This is a genomic window from Chromobacterium sp. S0633 (genome assembly GCF_024158805.1).
GTDB lineage: Bacteria > Pseudomonadota > Gammaproteobacteria > Burkholderiales > Chromobacteriaceae > Chromobacterium.
The window spans coordinates 35,014-51,446 of the sequence record NZ_JAMZGH010000046.1 but is presented as its reverse complement, the minus strand read 5'-3'; the positions used below and the strand labels follow the sequence as shown (position 1 = coordinate 51,446).

The following is a 16,433-nucleotide window of genomic DNA, read 5'->3' as shown; positions in this document are numbered from 1 at the left end:
AGCCACAGCAGCGGCCGGCGCGCCGCGGCCAGCCGGTCCGCCAGCGCGTCGAGCGCGGCCTCGGACGGGACTGCGATCAAGGGCGGCAGCGGCGTAAGATCGGCCGGCAGCGGGATGCGCTCGGCCTGGATGTCGATGGGGATTTCTATGCTGACCGGTCCGCAGGGCGCGCTCAGCGCGGCGCGCGCCGCCTGTTTGAACACGCCGACCGCGGTTTGCGCGTTGCGCACGCGGAAGGCGGCCTTGGATACGGCGCGCAGCATGCCGAGCTGCTCGGGCGCTTCATGGATGTAGGCCAGCTCCTGGTCTAGATAGGGCGTTTCGATCTGGCCGGTGATGTGCAGCAGCGGCGTGCCGGCGGTCAGCGCCTCCACCATGCCGCCGGCGGCGTTGCCGGCGGCGGTGCCGGTGCTGGTCAGACAGACGCCCAGCCGCCCGGTGGTGCGGGCGCAGGCGTCGGCCATATTGGCGGCGCCGGCCTCTCCGCGCGCCGGCACGAAACGGATGCGGCCGCGTTGGTTCAGCGCGTCGAGTATGGGCATATTGTGGATGGAGATCACCCCGAAGGCGGCTTTGACGCCGCAGTTTTCGAGGAAGATCGCCAGCGCTTCGCCGACGGTGACAGTGTGTTTATCGGGCATGACGCGACAGGCCTCCAGAGATGTCGAGATGGCTTCCCGTGGTGTAGGAAGAGAGCGGGGATGCGAGGAAGAACACGGCTTGGGCGGCCTCTTGCGGCAGGCCCAGCCGGCCGAGCGGAATCTGTTTGCGCGCGGCGAGCGCGGCGCTCCATTGGTCCCAGTCCTGCGCCGGGTCCTCGCGCTCGGCGAAGCGCCGCCGCCATTGTCCGGAGTCGACCAGGCCGATCAGGATGCCGTTGACGCGCACGCCGCGCGGGGCGAACTCGGTGGCCAGCGAGCGAACCAGATTGAGCACGCCGGCGCGGGCGGCGGAGGTGGCGACCATATGCGGTTCCGGCTGCAGGGCCAGCAGCGAGTTGACGCAGACGATGGCGGCCGGCGCGCGGCGCTCCAGCTGCGGCAGGAAGCCGCGGGTGGGATGGATCACCGACAGGAATTTCAGCCGCAGCTCGTCCAGCCAGTCTTCATCGCTGGTGTCGGCGAAGGTGGACACGCGGCCCTGGCCGGCGTTGTTGACCAGGATGGACGCCGGGCCCAGCTCGGCCTCCGTTTCCGCGGCGAAGGCGTTGACCGCTTCGCGGTCGAGCACGTCGCAGGCGCGGGCCAGCAGCCGGGCGGCGGGGAAGCGTTGCCGCAGCAGGGCTTCGGCCTGAGCCAGCCGGGCGGGATCGCGGCCGCAAAAAGCTACCGCGGCGCCGGCGGCGAGAAATTGTTCGACGCAGGCGAGGCCGATGCCGGAGGAGCCGCCGGTGACGACGGCGACGGACTGATCAAGATCGCAAAAGCTCATCGGAGGCTCCGTTCACAGGTGGATGACTTTGCCCATGCCGCCGCCGGCGTGGCCCAGCGCGCGGGACAGTTCGGCGGCGGCGGCGCGGATGTGGCCGGCCAGCGCATCGGCTTGGCCGGGCTCCAGCCTGGGCATGGGGAGGGTGGCGCCGATGGCGGCGATGATGGCGCCGCCGTGGTTGCGCACCGGGGCCGCCACGGTGGAGATATTGGTTTCGAAGAAGCCTTCGCCCACCAGGCAGGTGCGCTCCCGGTCTTGCTGCAGCAGGTGGAACAGCTCCAGCGTGTTGCGCGGGGTCTGGCTGGAATGGATGTCCAGATGCTCTTCCGGATACAGCTCGCGCAGTTTCTCCAGCGGCAGTTCCGACAGCAGGATGCGGCCGAACACGGTGGCGTGAGCGGGCAGCCGGGCGCCGATATTGATGTTGGAGGCGATCCAGGACGGCGGGTTGACCTTGGCGACGTAGACGATGGAGCGTCCGTCGCGCACCACCAGGCTGCAGGCGTGGCCGATCCGGTCGCGTAGCCGGCCCAGCACCGGCAGGCCCAGTTCGGTCAGTTCCAGCGAGGACAGGTATTCGAAACCCAGGCGCAGCACGGCGATGCCCAGCCGATAGTCGCGGCCGCCTTCCGCGCGTTCGATGAAGCCCAGCTGTTCCAGCGTGGCCAGCATGCGGAACACGGTGGAGCGCGGCAGCGCCAGCCGGCGCGCCAGCTCCGGCGCGCTCAGCGTGGGCTCGCCGCGGCTGAATTCGCCCAGCAGGCGCAGGCCGCGCTCCAGGGCCGGCACGGTATAGCGGGCGGCCGCGTCGTTGAGGTTCTGCTCATCCATGATGGGCTTCCTTGGTGTGGGGGTGGGACGGGGCGAGAGCGGCGCTGAGCAAGTCGGCGAGCGCCGCCGGCGCCTCCACGTGACAGGCGTGGCCGCAGCCGGGAATCAGATGGAAGGGCGCGTTGAAGGCGGCGGCCACGGCCTGGCAATCCGCCGGCGGCGTGGCCAGATCGCGCTCGCCGCAGAACACCGTCACCGGCAGCGGCGACGGCGCGTAGCGGGCGATGTCGTCGCCAGTCAGCAGTTCGACGGCTTGGCCGTAGCCGTCCTCCTTGAGTTGGGCCATATTCCAGCGCACCCAGGCGCGCGCGGCGGCGTCGGCGGAGGCGGAGAGCAGCCTGGCCGGCGCCTGGTCCGCCACTTGGGCCAGGCCCTGGGCGTGCAGCGCGCGCAGCCGTTCGCCGCGGATGCGCGCGCCGTCGGCGCGCCGATCGGCCGCGCCGTAGCCTTGGGCCGGCGAGACCAGCAGCAGCCGTTCCAGCCGCTGCGGATGCCGGCGCGCATGGGCGGCGGCCATCAGTCCGCCCAGGGAATGGCCGACCAGGGCGCAGCGGGTGACGCCGGCGGCTTTGAGAAAGCCTTCCAGCGCCTGCGCGTAGTCGTCGGCCTTGGGGCGGGCCTGCGGCAAGGGGCTGGTGTCGCCGTAGCCGGGGGCGTCCCAGGCCAGCACGCGGGCGCGGGGGGCGAGCGCGGCGGCCACCTCCATCCAGCTGGCCGAAGTGGAGCCTATGCCGTGCAGCAGCACGATGGTGGCGTCGCCGGCGCCGCATTCGCGGTAGGCGACGACGCGGTCGTTCACCTGGAGCCGGCGTTCCGGAAAACATTGGCGCAAGCGTCGGCGCAGTTTGAGGAGCAGGGTTTCATCGGCGTTAGCGGGCAGGTCCAGTGCGCTCATGGCGGTTTTCCTTCAGTGCATGACGAAACCGCCGTTGACCGCCAGCAATTGGCCGGTGACGAAGCGGGACAGGTCGGATAGACAGAACAGCACGGCGCCGCAGACGTCGTCCGGGGTTTGCGGCCGTTCCAGCGCGCGTTGCGCCACATAGTGGCGGTGGCGCTTGGCCGCCACCTGCTCGGTGGCCTCGCCCAGGGTCAGCCCGGGCGCGACCGCGTTGACAGTGATGCCGGCCGGCCCCAGTTCGCGGGCCAGGCTGCGGCTCATGGCGATGACCGCGCCCTTGCTGGCGGCGTAGGCCAGCAGCCGCGGCGCGCCCCACAAGGCGGTGTCGGAAGCGAGGTTGACCACCGCGCCGCGCCCGGACGCGCCCAGCGCTTGGGAACAGGCCATGGTCATCAGCCAGACGCCGCGCACGTTCACCGCCATCACCCGGTCCCAGCACTCAATATCCAGCTCGGCGGCGGAGACGCCGCCGGAATCGGTGACCGCGCCGTTGTTGACCAGGCCGTCCAAGCCGCCCAGGCGCTGGACGGCGTCCTCGGCGCAGCGGCGGATGGCGTCCGGGTCGGCCAGATCCAGCGGCAGCGCCCAGGCTTGATGCCCGGCGGCGCGCAGTCGTTCGGCCTGGGCCTGCGCCTGTTCATGGCGCAGGTCCGCTATCGCCACCGCGGCGCCTTCGCGCGCCGCGCTCTCGGCGAAGGCGAGCCCCAGGCCGCGCGCGCCGCCGGTGATCAGAATGCGTCTGTCCTTGAGGTTGTCCGGCATGAAATCTCCTTGAAAGGGTTAGCGTGGGCGCGAGGCCGTTTGCGGATTAGAAATGCCATTCCAGATTCAGGCTGGGCGTATTGGTGTCGATGCCGGGACCGCCGCTGTTGCCGTAGGTGTTGCGGCGCAGCTCGTAACCCAGGCCCAGCCAGAGCGCGTTCTTGGCCTTGAAGGCCAGCAGGCCGATATCGGCCATCAGCGAGGGGCGGATCAGGTATTCGGCGGCGGTGTCCCGGTTCTGGTAATCCTTGCCTTTTTTTGCGTTGTAAAAGGCGTAGCCCTGGAATTTCAGCGGCAGCCCGGCCCACTGGAAAGGCAGGCCCCAGGCCAGTTCCAGGCGCGGAAAGGGATCGAAGGCGACGCTATTGCTGTTGCCCGCCTGGCGGCAGGGGTTCAGGCCGCATTCGCCCCATTCCCGCGCGTAGAGCAGGGCCAGATTGAGGTAGCCGGGCACGTCGAACTGCGCGGTGGGGCCGATGACCAGCATGCGTTTGGCCGGGGAAAAGGCGGAGTTCTTGGTTTCCACGTCGAAGCCGGCTTGCAGCGAGAAGTCGCGGATCGGGCCGAAGTCGGCGGTGCTGCCGCTGAGCTTTTTCCATTGCAGCTGATGGCGGTAGGCGAGATAGAACTCGGTGGCGCCGTTGTCCGCGCCGGAGCTGGACGGGTCGGCGCCGTTGGAGCGCAGGTAATCCAGCACGAAGAAATTGCTGCCTAAGCGATAGGCGGAACTGTGGTTGAGGGTGAGGATTTGTTTGCGGATGTCCCGGTTGTTGCCGGGCTCCTGATAGGCGTTGCCGAAGCGGTAGCCGATGAAGGTGTCGGACCAGTCCGCGGCGTAGGCGGGCGCGGACAGGGCCAGGCAGAGCGCGGCCAGCGTCCGGGGGCGTCGGACGCGGGACGGTCGAGTACGGGGCAGGCGGATAGGGGGCATTGCTGTTTCTCCTCATAAACCTGGTCGTCATTGAATGCGCCGGTTTTTATTTTTGTTCCACCTATAAAACAAGGATTTATTTGTGGAACATGATCGACTTTATGAGGTGAAAACCGAGCAAAATATTAGGGTTTTCCCTAATGTTTGGCCTGGGTTCGGCTTGCCTAGGCTATAGAAGATTTCATTAATGAAATCATGTTTCATAGACGGAACAAATGGGGCGCCCAGCGCCGCGCCCTGCGTTCCGGTTTCGACATTCCAGCCTGCGAGCAGGCTGCCCGCCGTTGAAAGACCACCATGAACAATGATCGTTTGAATGAATTGGTGCGGGAGGCTCTGCCTTCCTTGGCCAGGCCGGCCGGCAAGAGCTTTGCCGAGTGGATGGCGTCGCGTTGCGTGTTGCGCTCCACCCGCCGTTACGACTGGGACGCCTTGAAGTTTCAGGCGGATTTCAAGCCGGAGTACGGCCGCGCGCAGATGCGCTATGTCGGCACCGGCGCCACTGGGGTGGCCGCCGACGGCAATACCGTGCCGGCGGTGCACTTCACTTTTTCCACGATGAAGATTCCGCCCGGCCATATCGGCCCCCTGCATCTGCACACCGACGCGGAGGAGATTTTCTTTGTGTTGCAAGGCACGGTGAAGCTGTTTTGCGAATCTTTGGAAGGGGAGCGTTGGGAGGCGGTCGTCGGCCCGCGGGATCTGATCTCGATTCCGCCGGGAATCTACCGCGGCGAAGAGAATGTGGGCGACGACGACGCCTTGCTCTGTGTGATGGTGGGATCGCCGCGGCCGATGACGCCGACTTACCGGCCGGACGACCCCTTATCCAGGATCAAGCGCTGATGGCCTGTCGCTGACACGTTGCGCTCAAAACAAAAGCCGCCCGGCGCATGGCGCCGGGCGGCTTTGGGCACTGCGAAGCAAGAGGGCGCTTAGGCGCGCTTCTTGAATTCGTTGGTGCGGGTGTCGATTTCGATCTTTTCGCCGGTGTTGACGAAGGCCGGAACCTGAACTTCGAAGGTGGTGCCCACCAGGCGAGCCGGCTTCAGCACTTTGCCGGAGGTGTCGCCGCGCACGGCCGGTTCGGTGTATTCCACTTCGCGAACCACGGTGGTCGGCAGTTCAACCGAGATGGCTTTGCCGTCGTAGAAGGTCACTTGGCACACTTCTTCCATGCCGTCGACGATGAAGTTCAGCGTGTCGCCCAGGTTGTCGGCTTCCACTTCGTACTGATTGAATTCGGTGTCCATGAACACGTACATCGGATCGGCGAAGTAGGAGTAGGTGCAGTCCTTGCGGTCCAGCACGATGACGTCGAACTTGTCGTCGGCGCGGTATACGGCTTCGCTGCCGGCGCCGGTCAACAGGTTCTTCATCTTCATTTTCACAACGGAGGCGTTGCGGCCGGATTTGCTGAATTCAGCCTTCTGCACGACCATCGGGTCGCTGCCTACCATGAATACGTTGCCGGCGCGGAGTTCTTGTGCGGTTTTCATTACTAAAAGTCCCAAACTCTTGATTGAAGTCGGAAAAAAAGGTTTCCGAAAAACGGCGTATTCTAGCCGATTTCCCGGACAAAGTGCAGCAGTCTGTCGCCCAGATCGCCGTCCGCCAGCAATTTTTCCGGCCAGGCGGCGGCATGCTTGCGCCAGGCGGGCAGCCAGGCGGCCAGTTCCGTCCACGCGGCGGCCATGTCGGCGCCGTGGTTCCAGGCATGGCTGGCGGCGCTCAGCGCCTGCGCCGCGCCGGCGGGCAGCGCCGCGCCGTACTGTGACAAAAAGGCATCAAGCTTGGCCAGATGGGCGGCGTCGTCCTGCGGGTAGATGTGCCACAGAAACGGCCGGCCGGCCCATTGCGCGCGCACGAAGCTGTCTTCGCCGCGCACCAGATTGAGGTCGCAGGACCACAGCAGCAGGTCGTAGCTGTCCTGGTCGGTCATCGGCAGCACCTTGACCGTCAGCTGGCCCTGGCGCGCCAGCATGCCGGCGCGCAAGGGGTAGCCGAAGACGCGGGCGGCGTCCGGCAGCGCCTTGCCTTCCGGCAGCAGGCAGGTGACCGGACGCTCGCCCAGCGCCCAGGCGGCCAGCAGGCTGGTGACCGCCGGGTTTTCATAGGCGAACAGGCTGACCCGCCACTCGTCCGCGGCCGGCTCGGGCAGTTCCAGCAACTGCCAGTAGGCGCGGCGCGCCAGCGCGTCGTCCTGCCATTGGCGGCGGACGTCGAGCAGGCCCTGTTCGCAGATCAGGCCGCCGGTGTCGGCCTCGAAGCCGGGGAAGAAGAAATGCTTGGTCAGCGGCAGCCGCGGATGCGGCGAGGGCTGGCGGTGGCAGCCGCGGGTCCAGTCTTCCGCCGACAGGTATTCCAGATTGATCCACACCGGCTTGACCGCCTTGGCGGCCATCGCCTGTTCAAAGTGCTCCGGCAGCCGGCAGCCGAAGGCCTCGATCACCACCTCGGCGGGCACGGTGTCCGCGGGCGGGCCGTCCGCCGGCCAGTGGCGGACGTCGATGTCGGCCAGACGCTGGGCCGGCAGGGCCGGGTCCAGATCGGGCGCAATGCGGGCGAAGCTGGCCAGGTCGTCCACCCATAGCCGCACTTCCAGGCCGAAGTCGTGGGCCAGCCGACGCGCCAGCCGCCAGGCGACGCCGATGTCGCCGTAGTTGTCGACCACGGCGCAGAAGATATCCCAGTGTTTGCGTTCCATTGGCGGTGCCGCGCGTGAAAATGGCGGCAGCTTAGCACGCCGCCGCGGGTTAATGAAAAAACCCGCGCCGGAGCGCGGGGTGGCATAAAGATTAAGACGCCGCGCACAAAGGCCTGAGTTCGTAGCGTGGGCAAGTCCTTTGGGCTTGTCCACGCTACAACTAGATCAAAACGCGGTGATTGCTTTTAGAACTGGTTTACGATCTCGCGAGCTAAGGCGAGACAAGGCGAAAACGGCTGAGAAAGCGGAATGTACGCGTGGTACATGAGCATTTCGAAGCAGTTTTCAACGCCGTATCGCCGACGCGCAGCAGATCGTAAACAGGTTCTTAGAAAATGGACATCCACAGGCCGGCGGTGGTCGCCGTCATGAAACCCGCCATCACCGCGGCGGCCAGCGCGCGCATGCCGATCTGGGCCAGTTCCTTCTGCCGCGACGGCGCCAGCGCGCCGATGCCGGCGACGCAGATGCCCACCGAGCTGAAGTTGGAGAAGCTGGACAGCGCGAAGGTGGAAATCAGGATGGCTTGCGGCGACAGGGTGCCGGCGGCCTTCATCTTGGCCAGGTCCAGGTAGGAGATGAACTCGTTGACCACGATCTTCTGGCCCAGCAGGCTGCCCACTTCCAGGGTTTCGTGCCAGCTCACGCCCATCATGAAGGCGAACACGCGGAAGGCCTGGCCAAACAGGTATTGCAGCGTCAGGCCGTCGAACACGCCGTTGGTGGAGGCCTTGATCATCTCGTTGACGCCCAGCGCGGCGCCGATGCCGTCCTTCACCACGAAGTTGGCCAGCGCGATCATGGACACGATGGCCAGGATGATGGTGGCCACCGCGGCGGCCATCTTCATGCCGGACATCGCGCCGTTGACGATGGCGTTGATGAAGCTGCCCTGATCGTCGTCCTGGCTGTAGTCCAGCTTGTCGCTGGAGGCGTGGTCGCGGTCGGTTTCCGGGTAGATGATCTTGGCGAACACCGCGGCGGCCGGCGCGTTCATGAAGGAGGCCATCAGCAGATAGGTGGCGAACTTGGCTTGCTCCGCCGGATTGCTGCCGCCGAGGAAGGCGACGTAGGCGGCCAGCACGCCGCCGGCCAGCGTGGACATGCCGGCGATCATCACGCAAGCCAGCTCGGAGCGGCTCATGTGCTGGATATAGGGGCGGATCAGCAGCGGGGCCTCGGTCTGGCCGAGGAAGATGTTGCCGGCCACGGTCAGGCTTTCCGGGCCGGACAGCTTCATGCTGCGCTTCATCACCCAGGCCATGCCGGCCACCACGCGTTGCAGGATGCCCAGATGGTAGAGCAGGGCGCTGAAGGCGGAGAAGAAGATGATGACCGGCAACACCATGAAGGCGAACAAAAAGCCCATGCTGCCGCTGGGTTTGGCCAGGTCGCCGAACACGAAGCTGGCGCCTTCGCCGGAGAAGGTCAGCACTTTGGCGAAGCCGGAGCCGAAGGCTTCGAACACCGCGCGCGCGGCGGGCACGTAGTTGATGACCAGGAACAGCGAGCTTTGCATGATCAGACCGATCAGCACGATGCGCCAATTGATGGCTTTGCGATTGGTGGACAGCGCATAGGCGGTGCCCAGCAGGAACAACATGCCGACGAGAGCTTGTAAGGTATTCACGAACAACCCTGAGATGATGGTGCGGAAGTTGACAAGCCGGCGCGCGGCGCCGGACAAGGCGGATCCAACGATTATTAGATGATGATTAGCTAATATTGCTCAAGGGGCGCGATTTTACAGCAAAAATCGGATAACGAAAGCGATTGCGACGCTTTGTCCTTGATTTTATTCGATTTGGGTGAAGATTGGGCCGGCGGCGGGACATGCGGGCGCGCCGCGTCGGAGCAAAAAAATCCCGGCGCGGGGACGCGCCGGGAGGGGGTTGGGCGAGCGCGGGGCTTCAGTCGCGCCGCGGCGTCTCGTCCTTGGCGTCCTTGGGCTTGTCGTCGTCCATCAGGATGCGGTGGGCCGGGCCCTCCATGTCGTCGAACTGGCCGTTGCGGGTGGCCCACCAGAAAATGCCGCCGATGACGAAGGCCAGCACCAGGCTGAGCGGGATGAGCAGATACAGGCTTTCCATCAGGGTCTCCGTTTGACCAGTCGGAGGGCGTTGCCGACTACGATGAGGGAGCTGGACGCCATGCCCAGGCTGGCAATCCACGGCGTGACATGGCCGGCGATGGCCAAGGGCAGCGCCACGATATTGTAAGCGGCGGCCCACCACAGGTTTTGACGAATCACAGACAAGGTCTTGCGCGACAGCTCGAAAGCGCTGGCGATCAGCCCCAGCCGGTCGCCTATCAGCACCATGTCGCCGCTGGCGCGCGCCACGTCGGTGCCGCCGCCCATGGCGATGGACACGTCGGCCTTGGCCAGCACCGGCGCGTCGTTGATGCCGTCTCCCACCATCAGCACGCGCTTGCCGGCGGCTTGCAGCCGGCCGACATAGGCCAGCTTGTCCTCAGGCGCGGCGCGGGCGATGTGGGCGTCGATGTCCAGCTGGCGCGCCAGGCTGGCCACCGCGCCGGCGCCGTCGCCGCTGAGCAGGTGCACGCGCAGGCCGCGCTGTTTCAGCTGGCGCAACAGCGGCGCCGCGTCGGCGCGCACCGCGTCGCCGATGGCGAACAGCGCCACCAGTTCGGTTTCGTCCGCCAGCGCGATCAGGGTCTTGTCGCCGTGCCAGTCGGCGGCGGGCAGCGGGCAGTCGCCCAATTGGGCGGCGATGAATTCCGGCGAACCGATGCGCCAGGCGCGGCCATCCAGCTGGCCGGTCACGCCCTGGCCGGGGTGGTTGCGCAGCGCTTCCGCGGCCTGCTGCGGGCCGTCTCCGGCGGCGGCCAGCAAGGCGCGCGCCACCGGGTGTTCCGAGCCCTGTTCCAGCGCCGCCGCCGTGGCCAGCGCCGCCGCCGCGTCGCGGCCGGGCGCGGTCCAGCTGTCCAGCAGCCGCATATCGCCATGGGTCAGGGTGCCGGTTTTGTCGAACACCACGTCGCTGATCTTGGGCAGGGTTTCCAGTGCATGGCCGCGGGTGGTCAGCACGCCCAGCGCCGCCAGGTGGCCGGAGGCGGCGGTCAGCGCCGCCGGGGTGGCCAGCGACAGCGCGCAGGGACAGGAAATCACCAGCACCGCCACCATGATCCACAGCGCGCGGTCCGGCTCGATATAGTGCCAGCCGATGTAAGTGCCGGCGGCGGCCAGCAGCAGCAGCGCGACGAACCAGCTGGCGAAGCGGTCGGCGATCACCGCCAGCCGCGGCTTCTCCGCCAGCGCCTGGTCCAGCAGCCGCACGATGCCGGCCAGCCGGGTGTCCTGACCGGTCTGATCCACCCGCACCACCAGCGGGCTGGCGGCGTTGACGCTGCCGGCGATCACCGCGGCACCGACGTCTTTGCTCACCGGCCGGCTTTCGCCGGTCAGCAGCGCCTCGTTGCTGGCGCTGTGGCCATCCAGCACCACGCCGTCGGCGGGAATGGTCTCGCCGGGCTTGATCAGAATCACGTCGCCGGGACGCAGCTGCGTCACCGTGGTTTCCTCGCTTTGACGGCTGGCGGGCCAGCCACTGAGGCGGTGGGCGAAGGCGGGGATCAGCTTGACCAGGCTTTCGGTGGCTTCGCCGGCCTTGCGCCGGGCGATGCCTTCCAGATAACGGCCGCCCAGCAGCAGGAACACGAACATGGACACCGAGTCGAAATAGACGCCGTGCTCCACCTTGTTGATCAAGGCCCAGAAGCTGGACAGGAAGGCGGTGAGAATGCCTATGGTCACCGGGGTGTCCATGCCCACGCGCCGGGTCTTGAGGTCGCGCCAGGTGGCGCGGTAGAAGGGCACGGCGGAGTAGAGCACCACCGGCAGCGTCAGGATGAAGCTGGACCAGTGCAGCAGCCACAGGAAGTCCGGCGAAATCTCGCCGTCCGGCGCCAGATAGATGGGCACCGCGTACATCATCACCTGCATCATGGACAGGCCGGCCGCCCACAGGCGGTTGATCGCCTGCTTGCGCTCTTTCTGGTTCAGCGCTTCCTGGCGTTCGGCGTCGTAGGGGTGGGCGCGGTAGCCGATGGCGCTGACCGCCTCCAGGATGGCGGACAGCTGGACCCGGCTATTGTCCCAGCGCACGCGGGCGCGGTGATTGCTGTAATTGATGTCGACGCTGACGATGCCGGGCAGCTGGCGGATGTGCTGCTCGTTGAGCCAGACGCAGGCGGCGCAGGTGATGCCTTCCAGCATCAGCGAGGCCTCGCGCAGGTTTTCGGCCTCGAAGCGCACGAAGCTGCGCTGCAGCTCGTCGGAATCGTAGAGTTTGATCTGCTCCAGCAGTTCGAGCGGCACCGGCTCGGCTTGGCGCGCGCCCTCGGTGCGGTGCTGATAGTAATCGGACAGGCCGGACTGGATGATGGTGACGGCTACCGCCTGGCAGCCGGCGCAACAGGTGGGCTGATCGACTTCGCGGTATTTGACCGGGAACCGGACGTCGGGCGGCACCGGCAGGCCGCAGTGGAAGCAGTTTTCACTCATGATGGCCGATTGTAATCAATCCGGCCGCGTTTGGCTTGCGCTAGCGTGTTGGAATCAGCCGCGGCAGCCCCCATTTGCTGGGGGCGTCCGGCCCGGGCTTGGAGTCGTTTAAGCCGCGTGCAATTGAGCTTCCACACCGCGCAAACTGAGCTGCTTGAGGATGCGGTTCAGGATCACGCCGTACATGGGCAGGAAGAACAGCAGGCAGATCAGCAGCTTGAAGCTGTAGTCCACCAGCGCGATCTCCACCCAGTTGGCGGCCATGAAGGGATCGCTGCTCTTGTAGAAGGCGATGAAGAAGAAGGCCAGCGTGTCGCTGATATTGCCGAACAACATGGCCGAGGCGGGGGCGATCCACCAGGTTTTCAGCTGGCGCAGGCGGTTGAACACCTGCACGTCCAGCACCTGGCCCAGCGCGTAGGCGGCGAAGCTGGCGACGGCGATGCGGGCGACGAATACATTGAAGCTGGCCAGGGCCGACGCGCCTTGCCAGGCGCCCTGGTAGAACAGGGTGGAGATCAGGTAGGAGATCGCCAGGGCCGGCAGCATCGCCGCGAAAATGATGCGGCGGGCCAGCGGCGCGCCGAATACGCGCACGGTCAGATCGGTGGCCAGGAAAATAAAGGGAAAGGTGAACGCGCCCCAGGTGGTGTGGAAGCCGAACACGGTGATGGGCAATTGCACCAGGTAGTTGCTGGACGCGATGATGGCGATGTGGAACAAGGACAGCCACAGCAGCGCGGACAGCCGCTGTTGGCGGGTAAAGCTAAACATGATGTCGGCCTTTTTATTGGATTGGGGTGAGGGAACCCAATGCAGATTCGGTTGGCCCGGTCCGGCGAGGCTGGAACAGGGCAAGGGCGGAGATGATACGCGCCTGCGTCCGCCTTGGCAAAGGTATTTGACATTGCTAATCAGTCGCTTGAGAGCGAAAGGAGGGGGTATGTTGGCAGTTGTGCAGTCGGCTCCGGGCGGAGTCGACACCTTGCGTTTGGACGAGATCGCGCCGCCGGTTCGCGCCGCCGGGCAATTGCTGTTGCGGGTGATGGCGGCGGGCGTCAACCGCGCGGACCTGGCGCAACGCGCCGGGCAGTATCCGCCGCCGCCGGGCACCAGCCCGATTCTGGGGCTGGAAGTGGCGGGCGTGGTGGAGGAGGCTGACGCGGATTCGCGTTTCCAGCCCGGGGATGCGGTGTTCGGCCTGATCGGCGGCGGAGCTTACGCCGAATACGCGCTGCTGGACGAGGCCTTGGCCATCGCCAAGCCGGACTGGCTGTCCTGGGTGGAGGCGGCCAGCCTGCCCGAGGCCTGGATGACGGCCTGGTTCAATCTGGTGGAAAAGGCCGGCTTGCAGGCCGGCGAGACTGTGCTGGTGCACGCCGGCGCCAGCGGCGTCGGCGCGGCGGCGATCCAGCTGGCCGGCCTGTTGGGCGCGCAGGCTTTCGCCAGCGCGGGCAGCGAGGAGAAGACCGGGTTCTGCCGCGAGCTGGGCGCGGCGCGGGTGTTCAACTACCGGCAAACGCCGGCCTTCGGTCCCATGGTCAAGGACTGGGGCGGCGCCGACGTGGTGCTGGACCCGGTGGGCGGGGCCTATCTGAACGACAATCTGTCGGCCTTGAAGCCGGATGGGCGGCTGGTCAATATCGGCCTGCTCGGCGGCGCCAAGGCGGAGTTGAACCTGGGCGCGCTGCTGATGAAGCGCATCGCCTTGATCGGCTCCACGCTGCGGCCGCAGCCGCTGGAGGTGAAGGCGCGCTTGGCGCGGGCTTTGGAAACCCGGATCTTGCCGGCGCTGGAGCAGGGCAGGCTGCGCCTGACGCTGGATTCCAGCTACCCCTTGGCCCAGGTGGCCGACGCGCATGCCTATGTCGAGGCCAATCGCAATCTGGGCAAGGTGGTGTTGACGCTGTTTCCGGTGCTGGCTGGGTGACACCTTAAAAAAAGCGCGCCCGAATGGGCGCGCCGTTTTGTGTCAGCCATCGGCCGAGGCGGTTTTAAGCATGCATCCGGTTCAACTGGCGCGCGATGATGTCATGGTTCAGCCACAGCACCGGGCCGGCGGGCGCGGCGGCTTCGTGGAACATCAGCGGACCGGTGGCGTCGATCACCAGGCTGCTCAGATGGTCGGTGATCAAGGCCTTCTTGTCCTGATGCAGGTCCACGATGGCGTCGGAGGTGCCTATCATCACTTCGGCCAGTTCCGGGCTGTTCGGCATTGGCCAGGCCTCGAAATTGCGGAAGCCGCGCATCACCTCGCCGCTATTGAGCGCGTCTATCTTCCCCAGCACCTCTTCCAGCGTGTGGCCGTCCTGCAGCAGGGCGGCGCAGGCCTGCCATTGAGCGTCGGCCCAGGCGCCGCCGTCCTCGCGCTTCAGCGCGCGCAGCAGCGCCAGCAGCGGCAGCTCCACGCCGACGAAGATGTCCGAGGAGTTGGTGCGGATTTCCGGGCAGTTGAATACCGTGGCCTTGACGCCTTGCTCCCAGGCGGCGCGGGCGACGTTTTCCAGGCGCATCTTGGCGTAGCCCTGGGTGTAGTTGGTATAGGTCTGCCACTGGTAATCGCCGTCGATCAGGATCTCGGTGCCGTGGTAGCCGTAGGCGGTGTAGCGTACTTGGCCGCCGGCGGCTTCCAGCCGGCCGCGCAGCGCGGCGCTGCCGTCGATCAGGTGCTGGAAGGTGTTGGCGGTGACTTCGTCGAAGTTTTGCAGGATCAGCTTGCCCAGATCGCTGTCCAGCAGCGCCTGGGTGGACAGGAAGCGCTCGCCGCGGCCCTTGTAGACGCGGTTGGCGATGGCCAGGAAGACCTTGGCCTTGGGAATGCCGCCGGCCATGGTGTGGGCGAAGAATACATTGCGGCCGTCGGCTATCATGCCGTCCAGCTGCGCCATCGCCTGGGCGACGCCGTCCTTGAAGCGCTGCACGCCGATGTGGCGGCATTGCTCGATGTGTTCCCAGTCCAGCTTGTCGTCCTGCCAGCTTTTCAGCGTCAGGGAGGCCAGCAGTTCGGTCGGCGTCGGCGAGCCGTCCTGGTCGAAGCCGGCCATCAGCGGCACATTGATCACGCGGCCGCCGAGATTGGCTTCGGCCGCGGCCAGCTCTTCCTCGTTCAGCGGGCGCAGCTGGTTGTTTTCGTCGCGGCGGCCCACGGTCATGCCGATGATGTCCATGCCGGCCTTGCGCGCTTCATTGATCAGGCCGTTGGCGTAGCCGCGGCCGAAGAGTTCGCCGAACAGGACGAAGACGTCGCCGGGGCGGAACAGGGTGCTTTGCGGAAGCTGTCTCAGGGCGCTGGTTTGAGCCATGTCTTTATCTTTCTCGATGCGGACCGGCGCGGCGCGTGATGGCGGGGCCGGTCACTTGGATGGGTTTGGAGTGATTGCTCGGATCGGGGGCATTCTACCCGCGATCCGGTTTGAGGTGTTCAGTCGGACGCCAGCGGCGACAGCGCTTCTATCAAGGCCACTTCCTGCGCGTAGCTGAGCGCCTTCATCTTGGTTAGGAGTTTTTCGCCGTCCACTTTCCATTGCTGGTCCAGCTCTTCCTCGATGATGCGCGCCTCCACCGCCAGCCACACGCCGCGGCAGGAGGCCGCGTCGTCGAAGCGCACGCCTTTTAGTACCTGGGCGATCAGGTGCAGTTCCGGATCGCTGAACTGGCGCGACAGCAGCGCTTGTTCGCGGCGCACGATCTCGGCGTAGCGGTCGCAGATCTGCTGTACCCGCGCGGCGTCGCCGTAATGGGCCGGCTCCTCGTCCGGAGCGCTCAGCGCGCCGTGCTGGAACCAGGCTTCCAGCGCCGGCTTCAACTGCGGCAGGTCTTCATGCCAGACCCGGGCCAGTTCTTCGCGGAAGCGGGCGTTGTCGGTGAAGGATAGTTCGTCGAAGGGCATGGCCGGAATCACGTTTTCGTCCAGCGCGCGCTTGCCCACCCAGATCTGGCCGTCTTCGTGGCGGCTGACCGCGGCGCGCCAGACCGCCTGTTCCTCGGTGGCCAGGTTGTCGACGTGGATTTCGACATAGGGCGGGGCGATGTCCTGGTCTTCGTCCTCGGTGACGAAGCGCAGCGTGATGTCGAACAGGCTGTGCTTGGCGATCTCCAGCAATTGCAGGCCGTCCTGGTGGCTGGCCAGCAGGTAGCGGTCGCCGCCGTCATAGACGGCCACATCGGTGATGTCCGTCGCCGTCTTGATCAGTTTGGCGGACAGGGCGTCGGTCAGTTGGTTGGCATCGTTGTGCTGAACGGCGTAGCCGGTGCGGTAGGCTTCGTGTTCATGCCATAAGGCGTTCCAGTCGTACATGGAGCGTTTCCTCGTCGAAGTCGGTTTGCCGCGCAGTGTACGCAAAAG

General features: G+C 66.2%; 16 protein-coding genes. 2 read left to right on the top strand and 14 right to left on the bottom strand.

Going from position 1 to position 16,433, the window contains the following annotated elements:
• The 6 genes from NK214_RS20990 to NK214_RS20965 form a co-directional block, all read right to left on the bottom strand.
• A partial coding sequence (locus tag NK214_RS20990; RefSeq protein WP_253315404.1) for a thiamine pyrophosphate-binding protein occupies positions 1-641 on the bottom strand: 641 nt, incomplete at its 3' end.
• Positions 631-1,431 (bottom strand): SDR family oxidoreductase, encoded by an 801-nt coding sequence (locus NK214_RS20985; RefSeq protein ID WP_253315403.1) that lies wholly within the window; start codon positions 1,429-1,431, stop codon positions 631-633. The genes NK214_RS20985 and NK214_RS20990, both read right to left, overlap by 11 nt.
• 12 nt (positions 1,432-1,443) lie before the next feature.
• A complete protein-coding gene (locus NK214_RS20980) occupies positions 1,444-2,262 on the bottom strand; it encodes an IclR family transcriptional regulator (protein WP_107799132.1) in 819 nt (272 codons plus the stop codon).
• Positions 2,255-3,157 (bottom strand): alpha/beta fold hydrolase, encoded by a 903-nt coding sequence (locus NK214_RS20975; RefSeq protein WP_253315402.1) that lies wholly within the window; start codon positions 3,155-3,157, stop codon positions 2,255-2,257. Before NK214_RS20975 ends, NK214_RS20980 begins: the two co-directional genes overlap by 8 nt.
• 12 nt (positions 3,158-3,169) lie before the next feature.
• A complete protein-coding gene (locus tag NK214_RS20970) occupies positions 3,170-3,925 on the bottom strand; it encodes an SDR family oxidoreductase (protein ID WP_253315401.1) in 756 nt (251 codons plus the stop codon).
• A gap of 46 nt (positions 3,926-3,971) precedes the next feature.
• Positions 3,972-4,856: a hypothetical protein gene (locus NK214_RS20965; protein WP_253315400.1), complete on the bottom strand. Its 885-nt coding sequence runs from the start codon at positions 4,854-4,856 to the stop codon at positions 3,972-3,974.
• Positions 4,857-5,153: 297 nt separating this feature from the next.
• Here NK214_RS20965 and NK214_RS20960 point away from each other — a divergent pair, with 297 nt between their 5' ends.
• The gene (locus tag NK214_RS20960; RefSeq protein ID WP_107799129.1) at positions 5,154-5,702 is read left to right on the top strand and encodes a cupin domain-containing protein; all 549 of its coding nucleotides are present in this window, start codon (positions 5,154-5,156) and stop codon (positions 5,700-5,702) included.
• 89 nt (positions 5,703-5,791) lie between these two features.
• Here the strand turns inward: NK214_RS20960 and efp are convergent, their stop codons facing one another.
• The 6 genes from efp to NK214_RS20930 form a co-directional block, all read right to left on the bottom strand.
• A complete protein-coding gene (efp, locus tag NK214_RS20955) occupies positions 5,792-6,355 on the bottom strand; it encodes an elongation factor P (protein WP_048412240.1) in 564 nt (187 codons plus the stop codon).
• 62 nt (positions 6,356-6,417) lie between these two features.
• Positions 6,418-7,563, bottom strand: coding sequence for an elongation factor P maturation arginine rhamnosyltransferase EarP (earP, locus tag NK214_RS20950; protein ID WP_253315399.1), 1,146 nt, complete (start codon positions 7,561-7,563; stop codon positions 6,418-6,420).
• A 328-nt stretch (positions 7,564-7,891) separates the two neighbouring features.
• A complete protein-coding gene (locus tag NK214_RS20945; protein ID WP_107801759.1) occupies positions 7,892-9,193 on the bottom strand; it encodes a NupC/NupG family nucleoside CNT transporter in 1,302 nt (433 codons plus the stop codon).
• A 280-nt stretch (positions 9,194-9,473) separates the two neighbouring features.
• Complete coding sequence (gene ccoS / locus NK214_RS20940; protein WP_019103031.1) at positions 9,474-9,653, bottom strand: cbb3-type cytochrome oxidase assembly protein CcoS; 180 nt, start codon at positions 9,651-9,653, stop codon at positions 9,474-9,476.
• Positions 9,653-12,088, bottom strand: coding sequence for a heavy metal translocating P-type ATPase (locus tag NK214_RS20935; protein WP_253315398.1), 2,436 nt, complete (start codon positions 12,086-12,088; stop codon positions 9,653-9,655). The genes ccoS and NK214_RS20935 overlap by 1 nt, the downstream gene beginning before the upstream one ends.
• Before the next feature lie 108 nt (positions 12,089-12,196).
• Positions 12,197-12,862 (bottom strand): 7-cyano-7-deazaguanine/7-aminomethyl-7-deazaguanine transporter, encoded by a 666-nt coding sequence (locus tag NK214_RS20930; protein WP_107799126.1) that lies wholly within the window; start codon positions 12,860-12,862, stop codon positions 12,197-12,199.
• Between the two features lie 169 nt (positions 12,863-13,031).
• Between NK214_RS20930 and NK214_RS20925 the strand changes: the two genes are divergently transcribed.
• Positions 13,032-14,018 carry an NAD(P)H-quinone oxidoreductase gene (locus NK214_RS20925; protein WP_253315397.1) on the top strand — a complete coding sequence of 329 codons (987 nt, stop codon included), beginning with the start codon at positions 13,032-13,034 and terminating at the stop codon, positions 14,016-14,018.
• A gap of 64 nt (positions 14,019-14,082) precedes the next feature.
• Here the strand turns inward: NK214_RS20925 and NK214_RS20920 are convergent, their stop codons facing one another.
• Together NK214_RS20920 and NK214_RS20915 are read right to left on the bottom strand one after the other, a co-directional pair.
• Complete coding sequence (locus NK214_RS20920) at positions 14,083-15,390, bottom strand: hypothetical protein (protein WP_253315396.1); 1,308 nt, start codon at positions 15,388-15,390, stop codon at positions 14,083-14,085.
• Between the two features lie 119 nt (positions 15,391-15,509).
• The gene (locus NK214_RS20915) at positions 15,510-16,385 is read right to left on the bottom strand and encodes a hypothetical protein (protein ID WP_253315395.1); all 876 of its coding nucleotides are present in this window, start codon (positions 16,383-16,385) and stop codon (positions 15,510-15,512) included.
• Positions 16,386-16,433: the final 48 nt, after the last annotated feature.